We start from the raw sequence: 21,652 nt of genomic DNA on the forward strand, positions 1-21,652 counted from the left end.
GGGCCGGGGGCGGCGGGGGGTGGCGCGGGTGGCGCGGGGGCCGCGCGACCTCACGTCGTTCGAGGCGATCGGCTTGCTCAAAACGGCTGGTTCGGGCGCGATCGGCTTGTCCGGGGCGATCGGCGGGAGCGGCCTGGCGGCTTCCCGTACCGGTGGCCGTCAGCTCCAGCCGTAGCGCTCCCGCAACCGGTGCCGGACGAGGTTGAACCGCATCCGGTCCAGGGCGCACGCCTCCCGGCGCATGCCGGCCTCGTGCAGCCGCAGTACACGGTCCACGTCGACCCACGAGTCCCGCCCGGACCGGTCCCAGGGCCCGCTGCCGATCGGCACCCACTCCCGGTCGCCGTCGTGCCGCTTGCTCGACAGCTGGACGGCCAGGAAGGTGCCGCCGGCCTCGCGGGCGACGACCAGCAAGGGACGGTCCTTGCCCCGGCCGTCGTTCTCCTCGTAGGGGACCCAGGTCCAGACGATCTCGCCGGGATCCGGGTCCCCGTCGTGCGCGGGCGAGTACTCCGTGCGCACCCGGCCCACCTCACGGGGGTCGGCCTCGGTCGTGGCGGAGGGGCCGAACCGGCCGGGGACGTTCTCTTCGGTAGACGCAGTCACGGACGTAACGTTAGAGCCCGCGCCCCCGAGCCGGTTCTCTCACCCCTCGCCCGTCATCCCCCGTCCTTCTCCACCGGCACCTTCTGGAGCGGTGGCGGCACAACCCCGTTGAGGGACGAAGTCCCGTTCACGGCCTGCCCGTTCTGGTTCATCGAGGCCAGCAGCTGGCGGGCCAGGCCGAGCCCCGTGCCGCCCATGGTGAGCGCCTTGGTGAGCATCTCCGCCATACCGTCGGCGCCGTTGAGCACCACCATGTTGTCGACGCTGCCGAAGGCGGACGCGCCGGCCCTCACGATCTCCGGCCAGTTCTCGGCGAGTTGCTGGGCGACGACGGCCTCCTGGTTCTCGGCGAGGGCGGCGGCGCGTGCCTTGATGGCGTCCGCCTCCGCGAGCCCCTTGGCCTTGGCCGCCTCGGCTTCCGCGAGGCCCCTGGCCTGTGCCGCGGCCGCCTCGGCCTCGCCGGTGGCGCGGGTGGCCGCCGCCATGGCGGTGCCCCGGGCCCTGGTGGCCTCCGCCTCGGCGCCCGCGGCCGTCTTGACCCGGGTCGCCTCCGCCGCGGCCGCCAGCTCCGTCTCCTTCGCCTTGGCCTGGGCCGCGGAGATGCGCGCGTCGCGCTCGGCCTCGGCCATCGTCCGCTTCTCGTAGGCCTGCGCGTCGGCCGGCTTGCGGACGTCCGCCTGGAGCTGCTGCTCACGCCGCTGCACCTCGAGCTCGGAGACCCGAGTCTCCTGGACGACGACCTCCTGCCGGGCCGCGGCGTCGGCGAGCGGTCCGGCCTGGCGGGCCTTCGCCCCGGCCTTGTCGCGCTCGGCCTGGTAGCCGGCCTGGAGGATCTCGCTGTCCCGGGTCGCCTCGGCCATCCGCGCGTACGACTGCTGTTCCGCCTCGGTGGCCAGCCGGTTCGCCTCCGCCTGCGCGATCCGCGCGTCCCGCTGGACGGCCGCCGCGTGCGGCATCGCCAGGTTCTGGATGTACCCGGTCGGGTCCTCGATCTCGTGGATCTGCAGCGAGTCGACGATCAGGCCCAGCTTCTCCATCTCCGTGCCGCAGGCCGCCCGGGTCTGCCCGGTGAGCTTCTCCCGGTCGCGGATCATGTCCTCGACCGTCAACCCGCCCACGATGGAGCGCAGATGACCGGCGAAGACGTTGTGCACCCGCTCGGACATCAGCTTCTGCTGGTCGAGGAAACGGCGGCCGGCGTTCGCGATCGACACGAAGTCGTCGCCGACCTTGAAGATGACCACGCCCCGCACCTTGAGCGGAATGCCCTGGTGGGTCACGCAGTCCACATGCAGTTCGGTCTCGTTCAGGTCGAGCGAGAGCTTGCGCACCGCCTGCACTCCGGGCAGCACGAGCGTGCCGCGTCCGGTGACGATACGGAAGCCCATGCCCGCCTCAAGGCCCTCCGTCTTGTGCTTGGAGCCGGAGATGATCAGTGCCTCGTTCGGTTCAGCGACACGCCACATCATCTTGAACAGACCGATCAGAACGAGGACGGCGGCAACCGCCACCCCCGCAACGACGCCGACAACCATCGGCATACGCCCCCTTTGGATGGTGCCCTTTCGGCACCGAACGAAGGGAGTGTGCGCCTGTGCGACGCCCTGGGTACAGACGCTGACGCATCCTTGTCGAAACCTTGATACAAACCCGGTCTCACCTGCGGGGAAGCGGGCTCAACTGTCGTACGCCGCCTGCACGTAGACCGTTCTCGGCGGTAGGTACTCCACGACCATGACCACCGTGCCACGCTCGATGCGGTCAGTGCCGGAGGCGGGGTAGGCGAGGAAGTGCTCGGCGCCGCCGCGCACGCGGACGATCACCTCGCCGACCAGTCCGGGCCCGACCGCCCCGGTTACCCGTCCCATGAGCCCGACCATCGACGCGTCGTCCATGGTCACAGGGTACGGGCCGCAAGCCGTTACGCGGCCGGGGAGTCCGTGACCGCGTGCTCCGGCGGCCACGCCGAGTGCCAGCGCAGTTCCGCCTCCAGCTGTGCGGCGAGGCAGACCAGCAGCGGCTCACTGTTCGCCGGTCCGAGCAGCTGGGCACCGACCGGTAGACCGCCGCCCACGAAACCGGCGGGGACGTTCACCCCGGGCCAGCCCAGCACGTTCCACGGCCAGGCGTAGGGGCAGGCCGCGATCATCGCGCGGTCGGTGGCGAGGCCGCCCAGGCTCAGCAGCGCCCCGATGCGCGGCGGGGGAGCGGCCGTGGTCGGCGCGAGGATCACGTCGTACGTCGTGAAGAACCCGCCGATACGCCGGTGCAGGACCGCCTCCGCGCGTCGGGCCGCCCGCAGCGGCACCCCGCCGAGCAGCCCGCCCAGCCGGGCGGCGTCGCGGGTGCGGCGGTCGAGAAGGGCGGGGAAGGGCGCCTCGCGGACGCGCTCGGCGAGACCGGCGGTGGCGCGCGGTACGAAGGTCAGCCCGATCTGGCCGTACGGGGGGTCGGCCTCCTCGACGACGTGCCCCAAGTCGCTCAGCTTCTCGGCGAGTTGGACGATCCGTGCGCGCACCTCCGGCCTCAGCCGCGCGGGCAGGGCGGTGAACGGCGGCTTCAGGGAGAGCGCGATGCGCAGTCGGCCCGGGTCGCGCCTTGTCGCTTCCAGGGCGTCGACGGCCGGCGGCCGGTGCGGGTCCCGTGCGTGGTTGCCGGCCGCCGCGTCCAGCAGCAGGGCCGCGTCGGCGACCGTACGGGCCAGCGTTCCGTTGACCGTGATGCCCTGGAAGGACTCGCCGCGCGGCCAGGTGGAGATCCGGCCGCGCTGCGGTTTGATGCCGACGAGATGGGTCCAGGAGGCCGGAATCCGCACCGAACCGGCGCCGTCCGAGCCGAGCGCGGCCGGCACCAGACCGGCGGCGACGGCGGCGGCCGAACCGCCGGACGAGCCGCCGGGGGTGTGCTCCGTGCTCCACGGATTGCGGGTCGCGCCGAAGGCGGGGCCCTCGGTGAACGGCCACTGCCCGAACTCGCAGGTGTTGGTCTTGCCGACGATCACGGCTCCGGCGGCGCGCAGCCGCCGTACCGCCTCGCCGTCCTCGGCGACCGGCGGGAACTCGCCCCGGCAGCCGAACGCGGTCGGCTCGCCCGCCACGTCCATGTCGTCCTTGACCGCCACCGGCACCCCTAGCAGCGGCTTGCGCACCCCGGCGGCCAGCTCCCGGTCCGCTGCCGCGGCCTCGGCGAGCGCCGCCTCGGTCCGTACGAGCCTGAAGGCGTTCAGCGTGGTCTGCGTCGCCTCGATCCGCGCCAGCGCCCGCTCCACCAGCGACCGGGACGTCACCTCCCCCTCGGCGAGCGCACGGGCGGACTCCGCGAGGCCTTCGGAACGGTCGAGCGTCATGCGGGACACCTCCGGGAGGGCGTTGTCTACCGAACGGTAGTCTCCGGCGGCAGCGCGGCGGAACGCCCGTGCGGGAGGGACCGGTTCCGCCGCACCGCGTCGGTGCACGCCACAGCTTTCCCACAGGCCTCAGGGAGTCCTGCGCGAACCATTGACGCGCCCCACCCTCGGCCCTACCTTTCGATCGACTTTCCGAACCTGGTTCGGAATCTCGAACGTCAGAGCCGCATGTGTTTGTGTCCGAGGGAGAGCCGCCCGTGACCACACGACCCCCCGCGCCGTCGCGCCGCACCCTGCTGCGGGCGATGGCCGTCCTGCCCGCCTCGGCGCTCGTCCTGGGCGAGATGCCCGGACTGCTCGGCACGGCCTCGGCCGCCGCCCCGCCGAGCGGTTCCGCGACCCGCTACACCATCGTGCCGTTCCTCAACAGCAACGACGGCACGGTGAACGTGTACCAGTCCGACGACGCCACCGACTTCCGGCTGGCCAAGTCGTCCGCCTACACCCCGCCCAGCAACCGCATCCGCGACGCGAGCGTCTTCAAGCACACGGACGGCTACTACTACATCACCTACACGACCCACACCTGGCAGGACACGAGCACGACCATCGGCTTCGCCCGCAGCTCCGACCGGGTCAACTGGACCTTCCTGTACGACTACACGGTCCCGATCGCCAACCTGTCCCGGGCCTGGGCGCCGGAGTGGTTCGTCGACAGCGACGGCAGCGTGAACGTCATCGTGTCCTGCTCGACGGCCAACGACGAGTGGATCTTCACCCCGTACCTGCTGAAGGCCACCAACTCCGGTCTCACCGCGTGGACTTCACCGGTCGCCCTGTCCGGCATCGGCGCCAACCACATCGACACGTACATAGTGAAGATCGGCTCGACGTACCACGCCTTCACGAAGAACGAGACGGCGAAATACATCGAGTACGCCACGGCGTCCAAGCTCACCGGCCCCTACACCATCAGCCGCACCGGCGACTGGGCGGGCTGGGGCAGCTACCGCGAGGGCCCGGCGCTGGTACAGCTCGACAACGGCGGCTGGCGGATCTTCTTCGACGGCTACGGCGACGGCAACTACTACTACAGCGACAGCTACGACACCTTCGCCACCTGGTCCGCCCCGGCCGCGCTGCCCGTGGTCTCCGGTACGGCACGGCACTTCACGGTGATCAAGGAGACCGTCTCGGGCGGCCCGACCCTGGCGAAGAACGTCACCCGCTCCTTCCGGTCGGCCAACTTCTCCACCCGCTACTGGCAGTCCCAGTCGTCCCTGCTCAACCTCCCCGTGGTGAGCAGCTCCAGCACCACCGCCGAGAAGCAGGCGTCCACCTTCACCGTCGTCGCGGGCCTCGCCGACGCGAACGCCTACTCCTTCCGGGACGCCGCCGGCAACTACCTGCGCCACTGGGACTTCCGCGGCCGCTTCGACGCGAACAACGGGACGTCGACCTTCGCCAGGGACGCCACGTTCATCGCCCGCACCGGCACGGCGAGCGGCTCACTGCGCTTCGAGTCGTACAACTACCCGGGCTACTACCTGCGCCACTACAACTACCAGCTCCGCGTGGACCGCACCGACGGGACGGACCTGTTCCGACAGGACAGTTCGTTCGTGCCGGCGACAGCCTGGGCCTGAGCCGCAGCACCGCCGACCCGGTGACGGAGGAAGCCGTCGGGCTCGGTCCTGGTCGTCGCTGTGCGCCCGGACACGAGCCCGGCGGTACGTCGGCCCGTGCCGGGCGCGTCCATGGTCATGCCTCTCGCGGCGCGGAAGCCGGCCGCTCCCCCGACCCCCGGACGATCAGCCGGGTGGGCACGGTGATCGTGCGGCCGCGGGAGCGGTCGCCGTCCAGACGAGCCAGGGCGGTGGCCGCTGCCGTTCTGCCGATCTCCTCGGCGTCCTGGGCGACGACGGTCAGGGCCGGCTCGAGCGCCTCGGCGAGCTCCACGTCGTCGAAGGCGACGACGGCGACGTCCCTGCGCTTGCTACGGGCGAGTTCGGTGATGATGCCCAGCGCGACGATGTTGTTGCCGGCGAACAGGGCGGTGGCGGGATCCGCCAGGTCCAGGAGCTGGGCGGTCGCGGCCGAGGCCCCGTGCTGGTTGTGAGCGTTGGTGACCAGGGAGCGGTCGGCGGGCAGGTCGGCTTCCTGCAGCGCGGTGCGGTATCCGGCCAGTCGCTCGCGGCGGGTGTAGAGCTTGGTGGGCAGGTCGCCGATGAAGCCGATGCGCCGGTGCCCGTGGGCGATGAGGTGGGCGACGCCGTCATGGGCGCCCGCGCGGTTGGAGCTGACGACGCTGTCCGTGGCCAGACCCACGCCCGGACGGTCGATGAAGACGACGGGCAGGCCCGTGGCGCGGTGGGTCTTGAGGTGGGAGTGGTCGGCGCCGACCGACGGTACGACCAGCAGGATGCTGACACGGCGGGCGAGGAACTTGTCCGTCAGCGCGCGTTCGCGGTCCGGATCGTCCGCGGAGGAGCCCATCAGCAGGGTCAGGCCGCGGTCGCGGACGGTGTCCTCGATGCTCCGGGCCACGGCTCCGAAGAACGGGTTGCCGAGGTCCGGGACGACCAGTCCGATGGTGGTGTCGGGTCCGCCGACCCGGATGTTGCGGGCCATGAGGTTGGGCTGGAAGCCGAGCTTGGCCACGGCGGCGAGAACCTGTTCCCGGGTCTGCGCCGAGGCGGGCCCGTCCTCGTTGAGGACGCGGGAGACGGTCTTGGCGCTGACGCCGACTTCTCGGGCGACGTCTGCCAGGGTGGGGCGGCGGTTCGCTGCCATGGAGGAAACGGTCTCCTGTGCTCGTCGGTTCCGGCCGCGGCCTCGGCCGGAATCGGTGAGTGCTTCAGTCGTACGTCAGGTGGCCTGGACGCCCGCGGCCTTCGCCGCCTTGGAATCCGCTACGACAGTATCTCCGGCCTCGTCGACGGTCAGCGCGCCGGTCATGATGGCGACGACCTCCGCCATGGAGTAGTCGGAGGGCTTGATCACGGCGGCACGCCGGCCCAGTCGGTGGACGTGGATCCGGTCGGCGATCTCGAAGACGTGCGGCATGTTGTGACTGATCAGGACGACCGGCATGCCCTTGTCCCGGACGCGGCGGATGAGGTCCAGGACCTGACCGGACTCCTTGACGCCGAGGGCGGCGGTGGGTTCGTCCATGACGACGACGCTGCGGGCCCAGGCGACGGAACGGGCGACCGCGACGGCCTGCCGCTGCCCGCCGGACAGCGTCTCCACCGCCTGCGTCAGCGAGCGCAGACCGATCTTCAGGTCGGCCATGTGCTCGGCGGCCTCCTGGCGCATGCGCTTCTTGTCCAGCATGCGGAAGACACTGCCGAGGGCGCCGGGGCGACGCAGCTCGCGTCCGAGGAACATGTTCGAGGCGATGTCCATGGAGGCGGCCACGGCGAGGTCCTGATAGACCGTCTCGATGCCGTGGGCGCGTGCGCTCTGCGGCCCGGAGAAGGTGATGGGTTCGCCGTGGAGACGGATCTCGCCCGCGTCGGGGGTGACCGCGCCGGTGAGCGCCTTGATCAGGCTGGTCTTGCCCGCTCCGTTGTCGCCGATGACGGCGAGGACCTCGCCGGGCAGCAGGTCGAAGTCGGCGCCGTCGATGGCGGTGACATGGCCGTAGCGCTTGACCAGACCGCGGGCCTGCAGCACGGGGGTGGGGGAGGAGGTGGCAGTCATCGGGCCTTCTTCCGGGAGAGCTGGTCGACGGTCACCGCGAGGATCACCAGGACTCCGGTGATCAGGGTCTGGTAGATGGAGGCGACGCCCATGAGCTGCAGGCCGTTGCGGAAGACGCCGACGATGAGGACGCCGATGAAGGTGCCCAGGACCGAACCGCGTCCGCCGAAGAGGCTGGTGCCGCCGAGGACCACGGCGGTGATGCTGTCGAGGTTGTCGGTCTGTCCGGCCTGGGGGTCGCCGACTCCGGTGCGGGAGATGAGCAGCAGGGCGGCGATGCCGTAGAGGAGACCGGCCACGGTGTAGACGCCGATGGCCAGCCGGGAGGTGCGGATGCCGTTCAGCCGCGCCGCTTCGGGGCTGTCGCCCAGCGCGTGGACGTGCCGGCCCCAGCCGGTGCTGCTCAGTGCGTAGGCGAGCAGCAGGAACAGGGCGATGGTGACCAGGGAGCCGTACGTGATGTCGGTGTGTCCGAGCGGGAAGGTCTGCCCGAGGGCCGTCAGCGGACCGGGCAGGTTGGTGACCGTCTGCTCCTCGGAGTAGATGTGGGTCAGCGCGAACGCCACGTTGAGCATGCCGAGGGTGACGATGAACGGCGGCAGCGGGATCTTCTGCACCAACAGCCCGTTGAGCAACCCGAACCCGCCGCAGACCACCAGGCCCAGGGCGATGGCGACGAGCGGGGGCAGGGAGCCCTCGGCGGCCATCTTGGCGATCACGATGCTGCCGAACGCCATCACCGCACCGCACGACAGGTCGATACCCGCTGTGAGGATGATCAGGGTCTGTCCGATGGCGAGGGTGCCGACGACCATGACCTGCTGCACGATCAGCGAGAAGTTGCCGCCCGTGAGGAACTGGTCGGTCGAGAAGGAGAAGAAGGCGCAGGCCAGGAGGAGAGCGACGAGCGGGCCGGTGGTCGGTGCCGTGAGCAGTCGGCGGGCCGTGGTCGGTGCTTTGAGCTCGGCGTACGGCGAGGTCGTGGCTGTCATGCGAAATCCTTGTCGGAAGACGTCAAGTCGTTGCCCGCCCTGGTCGGCGGACAAGAGGACGAGCGGGCGGCCGCCCCGGTCAGGGAGGAAGGGACGGCCGCCCCGCTGAGGAGAGAGGCGGAGGCGTACGGGCCTCGGGGACGGCTCAGCCCCAGCAGTTCTCCAGGCCGTAACCGGTGTCCTTGGACGTGACCCCCGTCTGCGCCTTGTCGGAGATCAGGGTGACGCCCGTGTCGGTGTAACCGGACGCCTTCTTGCCGTCCTTGGCGTACGTCACGACGGCCTTGACGCCCTCGGAGGCCATCTTCAGCGGGTACTGCTGCGAAGTGGCGGCGATCTTGCCGTCCTTGACGGCCTGGGTCCCGGTGCAGCCGCCGTCGACGGAGACGATCAGGACGTCCTTCTCCCGGCCCTTGGCCTTGAGCGCGGTGTACGCGCCGAGTGCGGCCGGTTCGTTGATCGTGTAGACGACGTTGATGCCGGGCTCCTTCTGGAGGCAGTTCTCCATCGCCGTCTGCCCCTTGGCCTGGTCGCCTCCGGTGTCCTGGGAGCAGACGACCGCCGGGTCCTTCTCCTCGATGCCGAAGCCCTTGAGGAAGCCGTCGTGCCGCTGGACGCCGACGGACACGCCCGGCGCGAGGTCGAGGGTGGCTATCTTGGCGGTCTTGCCCTTCATGGCGGCCTTGGCGTACTGGCCGATCAGCTCGCCGGCCTTGACGTTGTCGGTGGCGAAGAGGGCGTCGACCGCGCTCTCCGGCTCGGTCGGGGTGTCCAGGGCGATGACCAGGACGCCCTTGGCGCGGGCCTTCGCGATCGCGGGGACGATGGCCTTGGAGTCGCTCGGGGTGATCAGGATGCCCTTCACCCCGGAGGCGACCATGTTCTCGATGGCCGTGATCTGACCGGCGTTGTCGCCGTCGAACTTGCCGGCCGCGGTCATGAGCTTGACGCCCTCGGCCTTCGCGGCCTTCTCCGCGCCCTCCTTCATCTTCACGAAGAACGGGTTGGTGTCGGTCTTGGTGATCAGACCGACCTTGACGTCGCCCGATCCGGTGCCCGCGGAGCTCGATCCGGAGCCGGATCCGCAGGCCGTCAGGGTGAGTGCCGCGATGCCCGTGCACGCAGCGGCTCTGAGGAGGGACAGGGGCAGACGAGCGGTGCGAGGCATGAACGACTCCTGCGGGATTGCGAGCGGCGCGGTCGGCATCGGAGCATGCCGTCCCGCGGTGTCATCGTTGACTTATGTCATCGTTGACACCGCATGGCGAGGATGATGGACTCCGTCTCCCGGAAACGTCAATGCCCTGTGCTCGTCACAAATCGGCAACGCCCCGAGACCGGTGCCCGCTCCTAGCCGTCCGGCAGCCGCGCCACGACGCGTCCGGCCTGCCCGCACGTTCGTCAGACGACGTTCCTCAGAGAAGAGCAGCCCATGAGCCCGCGTCAGATCACCGTCCTGGGGGAGTGCGTCGCCGACGCGTTCGCCGAACCCGCAAGCACCTCGAACGAACTCGCCCTGCGCGTCCTGCCCGGCGGCGGCCCGGCGAACACGGCGGTGGCCCTGGCCCGGCTCGGCACCCCGGCCCGCTTCCTCGCGCGGTTGTCCGGCGACGTGTTCGGCCGCTTGTTCCGGGCCCACCTGGAGGCCTCCGGAGTGGACCTGTCGAGTGCCGTCCAAGCCGCTGAGCCGAGCACCCTGGCCGTGGCAGAACTGGACGCCGAGGGGCAGGCCGCCTTCTCCTTCCACGCGCAGAACACGGCCGACTGGCAGTGGACGGCCGAGGAACTCGCGCGGGTGGACCTGTCCGAAGCCGCCTGCGTGCACACCGGATCCCTGGCCCTGGTCCAGCGGCCCGGGGCGGAGGCGGTGGAGGAGTTCCTCGCCCAGGCCGCACCGCGAGCGACCATCAGCATCGACCCCAACGTCCGGCCACTGCTCGTACATCCCGAGGTCTACCGGGCCCGGCTGGCGCACTGGTGCGCCCTCGCCGACATCCTCCGGCTGAGCGAGGACGACCTCGCACTCCTGCTGCCGGGAACGCCGCCCGAGCAGGCGTGCGACATCTGGCACGCGGCCGGTGCGCGGCTCGTCGTGATCACGCGGGGCGCGGACGGCGTCCTGGCGTCACTCGACGGCGAACGGATTCAGGTGCCCGCGGTGGCGACGACCGTCGTCGACACGGTCGGGGCGGGCGACTCCTTCACCGCCGGGCTTCTGCACCACCTCGGCGTACACGGCCTCCTCGGCGGCCGGCTGACAGAACTCCGTCTCGACGACGTCGCGGAAGCGTGCCGGTTCGCCGTCCGGGTCGCGGCTCTGACCTGCTCGGTTCCCGGCCCCAATCCGCCGTGGCGGAGCCAGTTGGCCCAGCTCGCCACGGCTGACGGCGCATGACAGGCAGGCCAGCCGAGTAAGGGCACATCACGCCCGGACTGGTTGACGCATCGGCCGGGTTGCCCTCATCATCGGGCCACTTGATGTCATCGATGACACAAGTCAACGATGACACTCCTTGTCGGCGCCCCGGACGACGGCGGTGGCAAGGCGTCACCTTTCGGTCGCTCCGCGCCGGGCAGCAGGCTCCGTGGTGTGGACGGCCGCGGCACAGGAGATCCCATGAGCTCTGGACGTGTATCCCGGCATGCCCGCAGACGGATGATCGCGGCGGTGGCGACCGTCTTCGCCCTGTCCGCAGCCCCGCTGGCCCCCCAGGCCGTCGCTGCCGACCCCCCGCCGTACTCCGAGAACTACCGGCCCCAGTTCCACTTCACGCCGGAGAAGAACTGGATGAACGATCCCAACGGCCTCGTGTACTACCAGGGCGAGTACCACCTCTTCTACCAGTACAACCCGAACGGCAACTCCTGGGGCGACATGTCCTGGGGGCACGCGGTGAGCAAGGACCTCGTGCACTGGAAGGAGCTGCCGCTCGCCCTGTCGCACGACGACGAGGAGATGGTTTTCTCCGGCAGCGCGGTCGTCGACCGGGACAACACCACCGGCTTCGGCACCAGGAAGAACCCGCCCATGGTGGCGATCTACACCAGCCTCAACAAGGCCACGGGCATCCAGGCCCAGTCGCTCGCCTACAGCACCGACCGCGGCCGTACCTGGACCAAGTACCAGGGCAATCCGGTCATCGACATCGGCTCCAAGGAGTTCCGCGACCCCAAGGTCCAGTGGTACGCGCCGACCAAGAGCTGGCTGATGACGGTGTCGCTGTCCACCGAGCACAAGGTGAGGTTCTACTCGTCGAAGAACCTCAAGGACTGGGACCCGCTCAGCGAGTTCGGGCCGGCCGGCGCGACGGGCGGCGTGTGGGAGTGCCCCGACCTGTTCCCCCTCGCGGTCGACGGGGACGAGAACAACATCAAGTGGGTCCTGGTCGTCAACATCAACCCCGGTGGTATCGCCGGGGGTTCGGCAGCCCAGTACTTCGTCGGCGACTTCGACGGCAAGAAGTTCACCGCGGACGACAAGGGCAGCTACACCCCGCCCACCGGCACGGTGGTCCAGGACTTCGAGGGCACCGACTTCGGTACCTGGGCGACCACCGGCACCGCGTTCGGCGACGGACCGGCGGCCGGGGCAGTGGCCGGGCAGGGGACCGTCGACGGCTTCGACGGCAAGAGACTCGCCAACAGCTTCCACGCGGGTGACGCCACCACCGGCACCCTCACCTCGCCCGACTTCACCGTCGACAGCCCCTACCTGAACTTCAAGGTCGGCGGCGGACGGCACCCGCACGAGTCCGGAACCGTCATGGAGCAGGGACCGCCGCCCGAGGGCACGATCCTCGCCGACTTCGAAGGCGGCAGCTACGGCGAGTGGACGACGACCGGAGACGCCTTCGGCTCGGCACCGGCCACCGGCACCCTGCCCAACCAGCAGGAAGTCTCCGGCTTCCTGGGCAACGGCCTGGTCAACACCTACCTGAACGGCGACTCCACCACCGGCACCCTCACCTCACCCGAATTCACCATCGACAAGAACCACATCAACTTCCTCATCGGCGGCGGCAACCACCCTGCCGGCTCCGCCGAACCCACCGCCGTAGAACTCCTCGTCGACGGTCAAGTGGTGCGCAGCGCCACCGGAAAGGACGGTGAGGCGCTCAACTGGGCGTCCTGGGACGTCGGCGACCTCGCCGGCAAGAAGGCGCGGATCAGGATCGTCGACGACCACACCGGCGGCTGGGGCCACCTCAACGTCGACCACATCTTGCTGTCCGACACCGCGGCCCAGCCCGTCTCCCAGGAGACGTCCGTCAACCTGGTCGTCGACGGCCAGATCGTCCGCAGCGCCACCGGCTCCAACAGCGAGACCCTGGACTGGGCCTCCTTCGACATGCGTCCCTACGCCGGCAAGAAGGCACGCATCCAGATCGTCGACATGAACACCGCCGGCTGGGGTCACATCATGGCCGACCAGTTCACCGCCGCCGACACCGCCGCCAAGTCCGTCGTGCAGCGCGCCGACTGGGCCGACTACGGCAAGGACTACTACGCGGCGGTGTCCTGGGAGCACGCACCGGGCGGCAAGCGGTACATGATCGGCTGGATGAACAACTGGGACTACGGTGGCGCCATCCCCACCTCCCCCTGGCGCGGCGCGCAGAGCACCCCCCGCGAGATGGCCCTGCGCACGGTCGACGGCCAGGTCCGGCTCACCAGCAAGCCGGTCGACAGCCTGGCGTCCCTCCGGCAGAACAGCCCGGCCACGGCGACCGGCGTCACCGTCAACAGCACCACCAGGCCCCTGATCGGCCCCGCGGCCAAGGGCGAGGCACTCGACATCGAGGCCACCTTCTCCCTCAAGGACGCCGCGCGCTTCGGCCTCAAGGTGCGCACCGGCGCGGGCGGCGAGGAGACCGTCATCGGCTACGACACCACGACACGCGAGCTGTACGTCGACCGCACCCGCTCCGGCGCGGTGGACTTCAACAGCACCTTCCCCGGCGTCCAACGAGCCCCGCTGCAGGCCAAGAACGGCAAGGTGAAGCTGCGGATCCTCGTCGACCGGTCGTCCGTCGAGGTCTTCGGCGGCAGCGGCGAAGCGGTGATCACCGACCAGATCTTCCCCGACCCCGCAAGCCAGGGAGTGGAGGTCTTCGCCGAGAACGGCTCGGTGAAGCTGGACCAGGCCCGCGTCTGGCACCTCGGCTCCTACCGCGACTGATCCCCATCCCGAACACGAAGGACGCCACCGTGAACAAGACCCTGCTCGCCGAGTTCACCGCCCGCGAGGGCGCCCAGGACGAGGTCGCCCGCCTGGTCCTGGAGTACGCGCAGAAGGTGCGCCAGGAAGAAGGCAACCTCGCCTTCGACGTCTACACCAAGGCGACCGACCCCCGTGCCTACTGGATCTTCGAGGTGTACCGGGACGAGGACGCCTTCCAGGCGCATCTGAAGGCCCCCTACGGCGGCCCGTTCAACATGGCGCTCACCCCGCTGATCGAGGAGGACGCCTCGGTACTGACCTTCCTCGACCCGGTGACGTGACGGTCACTTGACCCGGTGACCTGACGGCGGCCGGTCAGGAGGGCACGGCGACGTACACGCACCCGGGGCGCCCGGCCTTTGGGCCGGGCGCCCCGGAGTCACGCCTACTGACTCACGCCTACGTGAAGGACCGCAGCCGCAGGCTGTTGGTCACCACGAACACCGAGGAGAACGCCATCGCCGCTCCCGCGATCATCGGGTTGAGCATGCCCGCGGCGGCGAGGGGCAGGGCGGCGATGTTGTAGCCGAAGGCCCAGAAGAGGTTGCCCTTGATGGTGGCCAGGGTCCTGCGGGACAGGCGGATGGCGTCGGCGGCCGCCCGCAGGTCGCCGCGTACGAGGGTCAGGTCGCCCGCCTCGATCGCCGCGTCCGTGCCGGTACCCATCGCCAGGCCCAGGTCGGCGGTGGCGAGGGCGGCCGCGTCGTTGACGCCGTCGCCGACCATAGCGACGGTGCGGCCCTCGCCCTGCAGTCGCTTGATCACGTCGACCTTGTCCTGCGGGAGGACTTCCGCGATCACCTCGTCGATGCCGACGGCCTTGGCGACCGACTCGGCGACGAGCTGGTTGTCGCCGGTCAGCAGGACCGGCTTCAGGCCCAGCCCGCGCAGTTCGGCCACCGCTTCGGCGCTGGTCTCCTTGATGGCGTCGGCGACGGTGAGGACACCGCGGGCCTTGCCGTCCCAGGCGACGGCGACCGCCGTACGTCCCTCGGCCTCCGCGGCGGCCTTGGCCTCGGCCAGTTCCTGAGGGAGGTCGATCACCCACTCCTTGAGGAGCTTCTCCCGCCCGACGAGCACGGCGTGGCCGTCGACGACGCCCTGGACGCCGAGGCCGGCGACGTTCTCGAAGTTCTCCGGCACGGGAAGGCTTCCGGCCCGCTCGGCCGCGCCGGCCGCGACGGCCTGGGCGATGGGGTGTTCCGAGGCGTGCTCCAGCGCACCCGCCAACCGCAGCAGTTCGGTCTCGTCGACGCCCGGTGCGGTGATGACGTCCTGGAGCTTCATACGGCCCGTGGTCACGGTGCCGGTCTTGTCCAGGACGACGGTGTCGACCCGGCGGGTGGACTCCAGTACCTCGGGGCCCTTGATGAGAATGCCGAGCTGGGCGCCGCGCCCCGTGCCGACCATCAGCGCCGTCGGCGTGGCGAGTCCGAGGGCGCAGGGGCAGGCGATGATCAGGACGGCGATGGCCGCGGTGAAGGCGGCCACGGTGTCGCCGGTGGCACCGAGCCATACCCCGAAGGTGGCGACCGCGATGAAGATGACCACCGGCACGAAGATCCCGGAGATCCGGTCGGCGAGGCGCTGCACCTCGGCCTTGCCGTTCTGTGCGTCCTCGACGAGCCTCGCCATCCGGGCGAGCTGGGTGTCCGCGCCGATGCGGGTCGCCTCGACGACGATCCGGCCCCCCGCGTTCACGGTCGCGCCGGTCACGGCGTCCCCGACGCCCACGTCCACCGGCACGGACTCGCCGGTCAGCATGGAGGCGTCCACCGCTGACGCGCCCTCGACGACGGTGCCGTCGGTGGCGATCTTCTCTCCGGGCCGTACGACGAAGTGGTCACCCACAGCCAGCCGGCCGACAGGGATACGCACTTCCTTGCCACCGCGCAGCACCGACACGTCCTTGGCACCCAGCTCCATGAGCGCCCGCAGCGCCGCACCCGCCTTGCGCTTGGACTTCGCCTCCAGATAGCGCCCGGCGAGGATGAACGTGGTCACCCCGGCCGCGGCCTCCAGGTAGATGGAGGAGGAACCGTCCCCCCGGGAGACGGTGAACTCGAAGCCGTGCCGCATGCCCGGCATCCCGGCGTCGCCCCAGAAGAGCGCCCACACCGACCAGCCGAGCGCGGCGAGCGTGCCGATCGACACCAGCGTGTCCATGGTCGCGGCGCCGTGCCGGACGTTCGTCCAGGCGGCCCGGTGGAAGGGGAAGGCGCCCCACACCACGACGGGAGCGGCCAGAGTGAGCGACAGCCACTGCCAGTTGTCGAACTGCAGGGCCGGCACCATCGCCATCAGGACGACCGGCACGGTGAGCGCCAGCGACACGTACAGGCGTTGGCGCAGGGACAGCAGCTCACCGTCCGCCGCCGGAGCGATCCGGGCCTCGCCTTCGTCTCCCGCGTCGGCGCCGGATACGGGCGCAGGCGGTTCCTCGGCGGTGTATCCGGTCTTCTCGACGGTGGCGATGAGGTCGGCGACCTCGACCCCCTCCGCGTACGAGACCTTCGCCTTCTCCGTGGCGTAGTTGACGGTCGCCGTGACGCCGTCCATGCGGTTGAGCTTCTTCTCGATGCGCGCCGCGCAGGAGGCGCAGGTCATGCCGCCGATGGAGAGCTCGACCTCGGCGGCGGGTTCGGGTGCCGGGCCGGGGAGGGTCTTCTCGGGAGCAGTGCTGGTCATTGCGTATCTCCAGGGGGAGGCCGGGACGTACGGCGTCCGTATCAGCGGGGCGGTACGTTCCGGCGCGGGAGGAATTCGCGGGTCCGGGGCTGTGGTGGCCTCGACCAGGGTGTCAGGCGCGGCCGACGAGCTCGTAACCGGCCTCGTTGACGGCGGCGCGGACGGCCGCGTCCTCGAGCGGGGCGGCGGAGGTGACGGTCACCTCGCCGGTGTCGGCGACGGCCTTGACCGCGGTGACGCCGTCCAGAGCGGAGATCTCCTGGGAGACCGCGCCCTCGCAGTGGCCGCAGGTCATTCCGGACACCCTGTAGACCGTGGTGACGCCGGCGCCCTGGACGTCTACCGCCGCGTCGGAACCGCAGGAGTGGGAGCCGCAGCAGGAACCGGGGTTCGTCTCGGTGGTCATCGCTACTTCCTCAGTGTGGGGATACGTGGGCCGTTCTCCGGGAGGGGTCTGGTTCCCCGGCCCCGCCCGCTGACGCCACAACTATACCCCCTAGGGGTATTAATACCAGCCCCCGGTCTCCCCAGGGCATGACTTCGGCCGGTGCGCGTGCGGGGCACGTGCGCCGGCCGAGGACTTCGGTGACTCAACGCACGATCAACGTGCCTGTCATGTTCGGGTGGAAGGTGCACACGAAGGCGTACCGACCCGCCTTCGAGGGGGCGGTGAACGTCCCGGACCCTCCCGCGGCGATGCTCCCGGTGTCGAAGGCCTCGCCGTCCGTGGCCGTGACGGTGTGCGCGGCGGAGTCCTTGTTGACCACGGTGACCTTCTGGCCCGGCCGCACCTGCGGATCGGCCGGGCTGTACGCGAAGTTCTCCGTCGTGATGCGAAGAGCGGCCGCGGATTCGGACGAGGGTGGTGTGGATGACGAGGGCGGTGCGGACGGCGACGGCGGTGCGGACGAGGTAGTGGGGCGAGGGGAGGCCGGGGAGGGTTCGTCATCCCCGTCGGAACAGGCGGACGCGAGCAGCAGGGCGCCGGCAACTCCGAGCGCCAGTGGTACGGCACGTAGGCGGCGATGTGAAGGCGACATCGGATCGGGCCCTTCGTACGGGCGCCCACGGGCGGCCTGGGCCGGGGATCAAGGAGCCCGAGTCCGCCCGGGCGCATGAATCGCTTGGATCCATTGTCCGCCCCGGGTCTCCGGGTGCCAGGCGGCCGCGTGGCTGTGCCGTGCAGCTTCCTGGACAACCTTTCCTAGGGCAACCACCCGGCCAGTGAGCCCTCCGACCCAGGAAAGGTCACGGCGGGGTCCGCTGCCGGCCTCGCCCGGCAGCGGCGGCTTGGGCATCGGCACCGTCGCGGGCCACCGGCTCACCGCGTCATGTCCGGCCTGGGGCGGGAGGTGTCGTCCCCGACAATGGCGGCAAGGCCCACGCTTGCGGGCCTCCTGGGCAAGGGTGCTCCTTCCGCCCGGCCCGCCCGGGGTCTCTCAGCCGCCGACGGCCTCGGCGGGCGCGGTACGCCGGAGTTCGTGGGCCTCGGCGAGGAGAAGGTAGCTGCCGGCGGTCCAGGTGTAGGCGCGGTCACGCAGTCCCTGGCCGCTCAGGGCGTCGAAGTTCTCCGCGAAGCCGTAGGTCTCGCACAGGGCGCGGAAGCGGGTGCTGATCTCGTCCGCCAGGCGGTGATGGCCGCTGCGGCGCAGGCCGTCCTCGATGAGGACCGTGGCCGGTGCCCAGATCGGGCCGCGCCAGTAGCCGTCGGAGCGGTAGTGCGGTGACGTGGGCAGTTCGGTGGCCAGTCCGTGGGGGGTGAGGTGGGCCTCGATGCGCTCGGCCAGCACGCTGCTGACGCTCTCCGGCAAGTGCTCGCCCAGTGCGACGGGCATCAGGTCGAGCAGACTGGAGCTGCCCCAGGCGTCCTCGCCGTGGGCCGAGCGGGCGACGAACCGGTCACCGGTCCACAGCCGGTCGAACATCGCCGCCTGGGTCGCGTCAGCCGTGCGCGTCCAGTGCCGGACGTCGTCGGGCCGCCCCAACTCGATCGCGAGATCGGCGAGTTCGCGCAGCTGGAGGATGAGGAAGGCGGCCAGATCGGCGGTGACGATCACCCGCTCGGGGTCGAAGGTGGTGGCGTTGTCCCAGCCGCTGTCGTTGCCGTGCTGGTAGTGGGGCAGGGCGGCGTCGGGTGCGCGCCGTGCGGTGAGCCAGAAGTCCGTCCAGCGGGTCAGTCTGTCGTAGGCCTCGGTCAGTTGCTCCGGGGTCAGCGGCTCGGGGAGCCTTCGGCGCAGGTGGCCGAGAGCCCAGCCGTGGATGGGGGGTTTGACGAAGTTGTACAGGACCTCGGAATGGGTGACGGAGTCGGGCAGCGCGCCGCTTTCGTCCTGGTGGTCGAAGGGCAGCGAGAACTGGTCCCAGGCGAGGCCGGGGGACCCGGGGGCCAGGGCGAGGGCGTTGAAACAGTGGTCCCAGCTCCACACCTTGTCCATCCAGTGCTTGGACATCAGCACGGCGGGCCGGGTGACCAAACCCGCCGGGCGTACGGTCGCCGACCACACCACATAGGCGGCGAGTTCGGCTGCCGGGGTGCCGGACGAGCGCCACGGGGCGACCCTGTCGACGAACTCGTCGAACGAGCGCCGCGCGGCTGCCACGACCCGGCCGAACGAGGCCGAGGAGGTGAAGGGCCGCCGGGCCGAATCGAGTTCCTCGACGGCGATCTCCCAGCCGTCGCCACCGTCGGCGGTGATCGTGACACCACGCGCCCCGCCGCCCAGGGCCTGAGTGCCGACGTCTTCGGCAACCGCGCCGGACAGCACGGTGATCCGGTAGCGGCGTCCGGTTTCGTAGGAGGTGAACGTGTGGGAGCCGTCGACCGGGTCGCGGTAGAAGTAGGTGCCGCTGAAGGGGGTCAGGGTCCGCGCCGCCGCGGCGACGCGCAGATCCAGTCCCTCGCCCCGCAGGCGGACGGTGTCCGGCGACTCGTAGGCGAGGTCGATGCGCCCGTCCGCGCCGGTCCAGCTGAGCCTGCTCGGTGTCGCCTGCACGGCGGACTCCGCCCGCCGGCCGGTCGCCGTGTCCAGGGGGACGAGGCGCAGGACGGCGTGCATGCCGTTCTGGTGCGAGACGAGGTGGAGGTCCTCGGAGCGGGTCTTCTCCGCGAGCACGGGAGAGATGCCGAACCAGGAGCCGTGCGTGCTGAACGGAATGTCGTCCACGGAGAAGGCCGGGCCGGATCGGGCGGCGGTCATGAAGCGTTACTCGTTTCTTGAGCTGTGGCTTTGCCGGAGGATGGTCAGCGGCTTCGGCGAAGCGGGGCGCGGACGGTGGAATCCCGGTGTCAGTCCTTGACGGCGCCGGCGGTCACGCCCGCGGCGACGTAGCGCTGGGCGAGGACGAGGATGACCGTGGCGGGCACTGAGGCCACGACGGCGGTGGCCATGATGGCGTTCCACTCCTGGTTGTTGTTGCCGATGTAGTGGTAGATGCCGAGGGTGATCGGTTCGTGGGCGCCGCCGCCCGCGAGGGTGCTGGCGAAGACGAAGTCGGACCAGGACCACAGGAACGCGAACAGGGACACCGTGACGACGGCGTTGCGGCTCATCGGCAGGATGATGGACCAGAAGGTGCGCAGGGGTCTTGCTCCGTCCATCTGCGCGGCTTGGATCAGTTCGCCGGGGATGCCGGACATGAACGCGGTGAAGATGAGGACCGCGAAGGGGACGGCCAGGGTGGAGTCGGCGATGATCAGGCCCGGGACGGACTGGAGCAGACCGAGCTGGAGGTAGATGGCGTAGAAGCCCATCGCCATGATGATGCCTGGGATCATCTGGGCGGCCAGCAGGACGAAACTGAGGATGCCGCCGCCGCGTGGGCGCAGTTTGGCCAGTGCGTAGCCGGCGGGTGCGGCCAGTGCCACGGTCAGGGCGACGGTGCCGAGGCCGATGACGAGGCTGGTGCCGAGGTAGGGCAGTTGCTGGTCGAGGACGGCCCGGTAGCCCTCCAGGGTGGCGTGGGCGGGGAACAGGTCCGGCGGGCTTTTGCGCATGTCCTGCTGGGGGGTGAAGGACACGTTCAGCATCCAGTAGACCGGGAAGAGCATGAGCGCGGTCAGCAGGAGGCCGGTGGCTGTCTTCCCCCACGTACGGCGGCGTCGATTCACGAGAGTTGCTGCTTTCGCTGGACCCGGACGTAGACCAGGCCGAAGACCAGGGCGGCGACGACGAGCAGGTTGCCGACGGCGGCTCCGGGGCCGAAGGCGGGCAGCAGGTTGCCGAAGCCGAGCTGGTAGGACCAGGTGGCGAAGGTGGTGGACGAGTCCGCCGGGCCGCCCTTGGTCATGATCCAGATGATGTCGAAGACCTTGAGGGTGTAGACCAACCCGAGGAGCAGGGTGATCGCGGACACCGGGCGCAGCAGCGGGAAGGTGATGCGCCAGAAGCGCTGCCAGGCGTTCGCCCCGTCCAGGGCGGCCGCCTCGTACAGGCTCGTGGGGATCGACTGCAGGCCGCTGTAGAGCACGACCAGGTTGAAGGGGACGCCGATCCAGATGTTCGCGATGATCACCGAAACCAGCGACCAGGACGGTGAGGTCAGCCAGTTCACCGGGCCGATGCCGAGAGCGTGCAGGACGGTATTGACGATGCCGGAGTCGCTGTTGAGCATCCACGACCAGGTGGACGCCGACACGATCAGCGGCAGCAGCCAGGGCACCAGGAACAGGGCGCGCAGGGTGGCGGAGAGGCGGAAGTTCTGGTTGAAGAAGACCGCGAGGACCAGGCCGATCGCGTACTGGAAGACCAGGCACACGGCCGTGAACACCACGGTGTGCATGAGCGCGGGGGCGAACGTGGGGTCGTCGAAGACGGTCCGGTAGTTCTGCAGGCCGGTGAAGGGCGCGTTGCCCTGGACGAAGGAGCGGACGGTGTAGTTGCGCAGGCTCAGGTCGATGTTGCGGTAGAGCGGATAGGCGTAGAAGAGGCCGAGGTAGAGGACGACCGGGGTGAGGAATCCCCAGGCGGCCCACTGCTGGGAGACGGGACGGTGGCGTTTCCTGGTGCGGTCCGGGGGCGGGCCGTCGGTGAGAGCCCCGCCCCGCTCGCCCACCGGCCGGCTGTCCGGCAGGTGTGTCGTGTGGCTCATCTGAAA

The 21,652-nt window shown here is 70.2% G+C and carries 18 protein-coding genes; 4 read left to right on the top strand and 14 right to left on the bottom strand.

The genetic code is table 11. The features are described 5' to 3' along the window. Positions 1-159 precede the first annotated feature (159 nt). The 4 genes from ACFWWR_RS41940 to ACFWWR_RS41955 all read right to left on the bottom strand — a co-directional run bounded on the left by ACFWWR_RS41940 (position 160) and on the right by ACFWWR_RS41955 (position 3,952). The gene (locus ACFWWR_RS41940; protein WP_383875604.1) at positions 160-606 is read right to left on the bottom strand and encodes a type II toxin-antitoxin system PemK/MazF family toxin; all 447 of its coding nucleotides are present in this window, start codon (positions 604-606) and stop codon (positions 160-162) included. Positions 607-659: 53 nt separating this feature from the next. Further along, the gene (locus ACFWWR_RS41945) at positions 660-2,147 is read right to left on the bottom strand and encodes an SPFH domain-containing protein (RefSeq protein ID WP_383875605.1); all 1,488 of its coding nucleotides are present in this window, start codon (positions 2,145-2,147) and stop codon (positions 660-662) included. Between the two features lie 135 nt (positions 2,148-2,282). Further along, positions 2,283-2,501, bottom strand: a complete 219-nt coding sequence (locus ACFWWR_RS41950) for a hypothetical protein (RefSeq protein ID WP_234390510.1) — start codon at positions 2,499-2,501, stop codon at positions 2,283-2,285. 26 nt (positions 2,502-2,527) lie between these two features. Continuing rightward, the gene (locus ACFWWR_RS41955) at positions 2,528-3,952 is read right to left on the bottom strand and encodes an amidase (protein WP_383875607.1); all 1,425 of its coding nucleotides are present in this window, start codon (positions 3,950-3,952) and stop codon (positions 2,528-2,530) included. 257 nt (positions 3,953-4,209) lie between these two features. Between ACFWWR_RS41955 and ACFWWR_RS41960 the strand changes: the two genes are divergently transcribed. Next, a complete protein-coding gene (locus tag ACFWWR_RS41960; RefSeq protein ID WP_383875609.1) occupies positions 4,210-5,598 on the top strand; it encodes a glycoside hydrolase family 43 protein in 1,389 nt (462 codons plus the stop codon). A 115-nt stretch (positions 5,599-5,713) separates the two neighbouring features. Here the strand turns inward: ACFWWR_RS41960 and ACFWWR_RS41965 are convergent, their stop codons facing one another. The 4 genes from ACFWWR_RS41965 to ACFWWR_RS41980 all read right to left on the bottom strand — a co-directional run bounded on the left by ACFWWR_RS41965 (position 5,714) and on the right by ACFWWR_RS41980 (position 9,817). Further along, the gene (locus ACFWWR_RS41965; RefSeq protein ID WP_383875611.1) at positions 5,714-6,745 is read right to left on the bottom strand and encodes a LacI family DNA-binding transcriptional regulator; all 1,032 of its coding nucleotides are present in this window, start codon (positions 6,743-6,745) and stop codon (positions 5,714-5,716) included. Between the two features lie 75 nt (positions 6,746-6,820). Then, positions 6,821-7,657 (bottom strand): ATP-binding cassette domain-containing protein, encoded by an 837-nt coding sequence (locus ACFWWR_RS41970; RefSeq protein WP_383875613.1) that lies wholly within the window; start codon positions 7,655-7,657, stop codon positions 6,821-6,823. Next, positions 7,654-8,649, bottom strand: coding sequence for an ABC transporter permease (locus ACFWWR_RS41975; protein ID WP_383875615.1), 996 nt, complete (start codon positions 8,647-8,649; stop codon positions 7,654-7,656). Before ACFWWR_RS41975 ends, ACFWWR_RS41970 begins: the two co-directional genes overlap by 4 nt. A gap of 145 nt (positions 8,650-8,794) precedes the next feature. Next, entirely contained in the window at positions 8,795-9,817 is a 1,023-nt protein-coding gene (locus tag ACFWWR_RS41980; protein WP_383875617.1) for a sugar ABC transporter substrate-binding protein, read from the bottom strand. 264 nt (positions 9,818-10,081) lie between these two features. Here ACFWWR_RS41980 and ACFWWR_RS41985 point away from each other — a divergent pair, with 264 nt between their 5' ends. The 3 genes from ACFWWR_RS41985 (at position 10,082) to ACFWWR_RS41995 (ending at position 14,151) form a co-directional block, all read left to right on the top strand. Beyond that, positions 10,082-11,044 carry a carbohydrate kinase gene (locus tag ACFWWR_RS41985; RefSeq protein WP_384309336.1) on the top strand — a complete coding sequence of 321 codons (963 nt, stop codon included), beginning with the start codon at positions 10,082-10,084 and terminating at the stop codon, positions 11,042-11,044. Positions 11,045-11,266: 222 nt separating this feature from the next. Beyond that, complete coding sequence (locus ACFWWR_RS41990) at positions 11,267-13,828, top strand: GH32 C-terminal domain-containing protein (protein ID WP_384309339.1); 2,562 nt, start codon at positions 11,267-11,269, stop codon at positions 13,826-13,828. Between the two features lie 29 nt (positions 13,829-13,857). Next, positions 13,858-14,151, top strand: coding sequence for a putative quinol monooxygenase (locus ACFWWR_RS41995; protein ID WP_383875623.1), 294 nt, complete (start codon positions 13,858-13,860; stop codon positions 14,149-14,151). Positions 14,152-14,269: 118 nt separating this feature from the next. On the opposite strand, the gene ACFWWR_RS42000 is transcribed toward ACFWWR_RS41995, so the two are convergent. The 6 genes from ACFWWR_RS42000 to ACFWWR_RS42025 all read right to left on the bottom strand — a co-directional run bounded on the left by ACFWWR_RS42000 (position 14,270) and on the right by ACFWWR_RS42025 (position 21,646). Continuing rightward, the gene (locus ACFWWR_RS42000; protein ID WP_383875625.1) at positions 14,270-16,558 is read right to left on the bottom strand and encodes a heavy metal translocating P-type ATPase; all 2,289 of its coding nucleotides are present in this window, start codon (positions 16,556-16,558) and stop codon (positions 14,270-14,272) included. Between the two features lie 112 nt (positions 16,559-16,670). Next, on the bottom strand, positions 16,671-16,964 hold the full coding sequence (locus tag ACFWWR_RS42005; protein ID WP_384309341.1) for a heavy-metal-associated domain-containing protein: 294 nt from the start codon (positions 16,962-16,964) through the stop codon (positions 16,671-16,673). A 184-nt stretch (positions 16,965-17,148) separates the two neighbouring features. Continuing rightward, positions 17,149-17,598, bottom strand: a complete 450-nt coding sequence (locus ACFWWR_RS42010; protein WP_384309343.1) for a cupredoxin domain-containing protein — start codon at positions 17,596-17,598, stop codon at positions 17,149-17,151. 399 nt (positions 17,599-17,997) lie between these two features. Beyond that, positions 17,998-19,755, bottom strand: coding sequence for an amylo-alpha-1,6-glucosidase (locus ACFWWR_RS42015; protein ID WP_384309346.1), 1,758 nt, complete (start codon positions 19,753-19,755; stop codon positions 17,998-18,000). An 89-nt stretch (positions 19,756-19,844) separates the two neighbouring features. Further along, positions 19,845-20,666, bottom strand: coding sequence for a carbohydrate ABC transporter permease (locus ACFWWR_RS42020; protein WP_384309349.1), 822 nt, complete (start codon positions 20,664-20,666; stop codon positions 19,845-19,847). After that, the gene (locus tag ACFWWR_RS42025; protein WP_384309351.1) at positions 20,663-21,646 is read right to left on the bottom strand and encodes a carbohydrate ABC transporter permease; all 984 of its coding nucleotides are present in this window, start codon (positions 21,644-21,646) and stop codon (positions 20,663-20,665) included. Before ACFWWR_RS42025 ends, ACFWWR_RS42020 begins: the two co-directional genes overlap by 4 nt. Positions 21,647-21,652 lie beyond the last annotated feature (6 nt).

Source organism: Streptomyces sp. NPDC058678 (assembly GCF_042714835.1).
Lineage (GTDB): Bacteria > Actinomycetota > Actinomycetes > Streptomycetales > Streptomycetaceae > Streptomyces.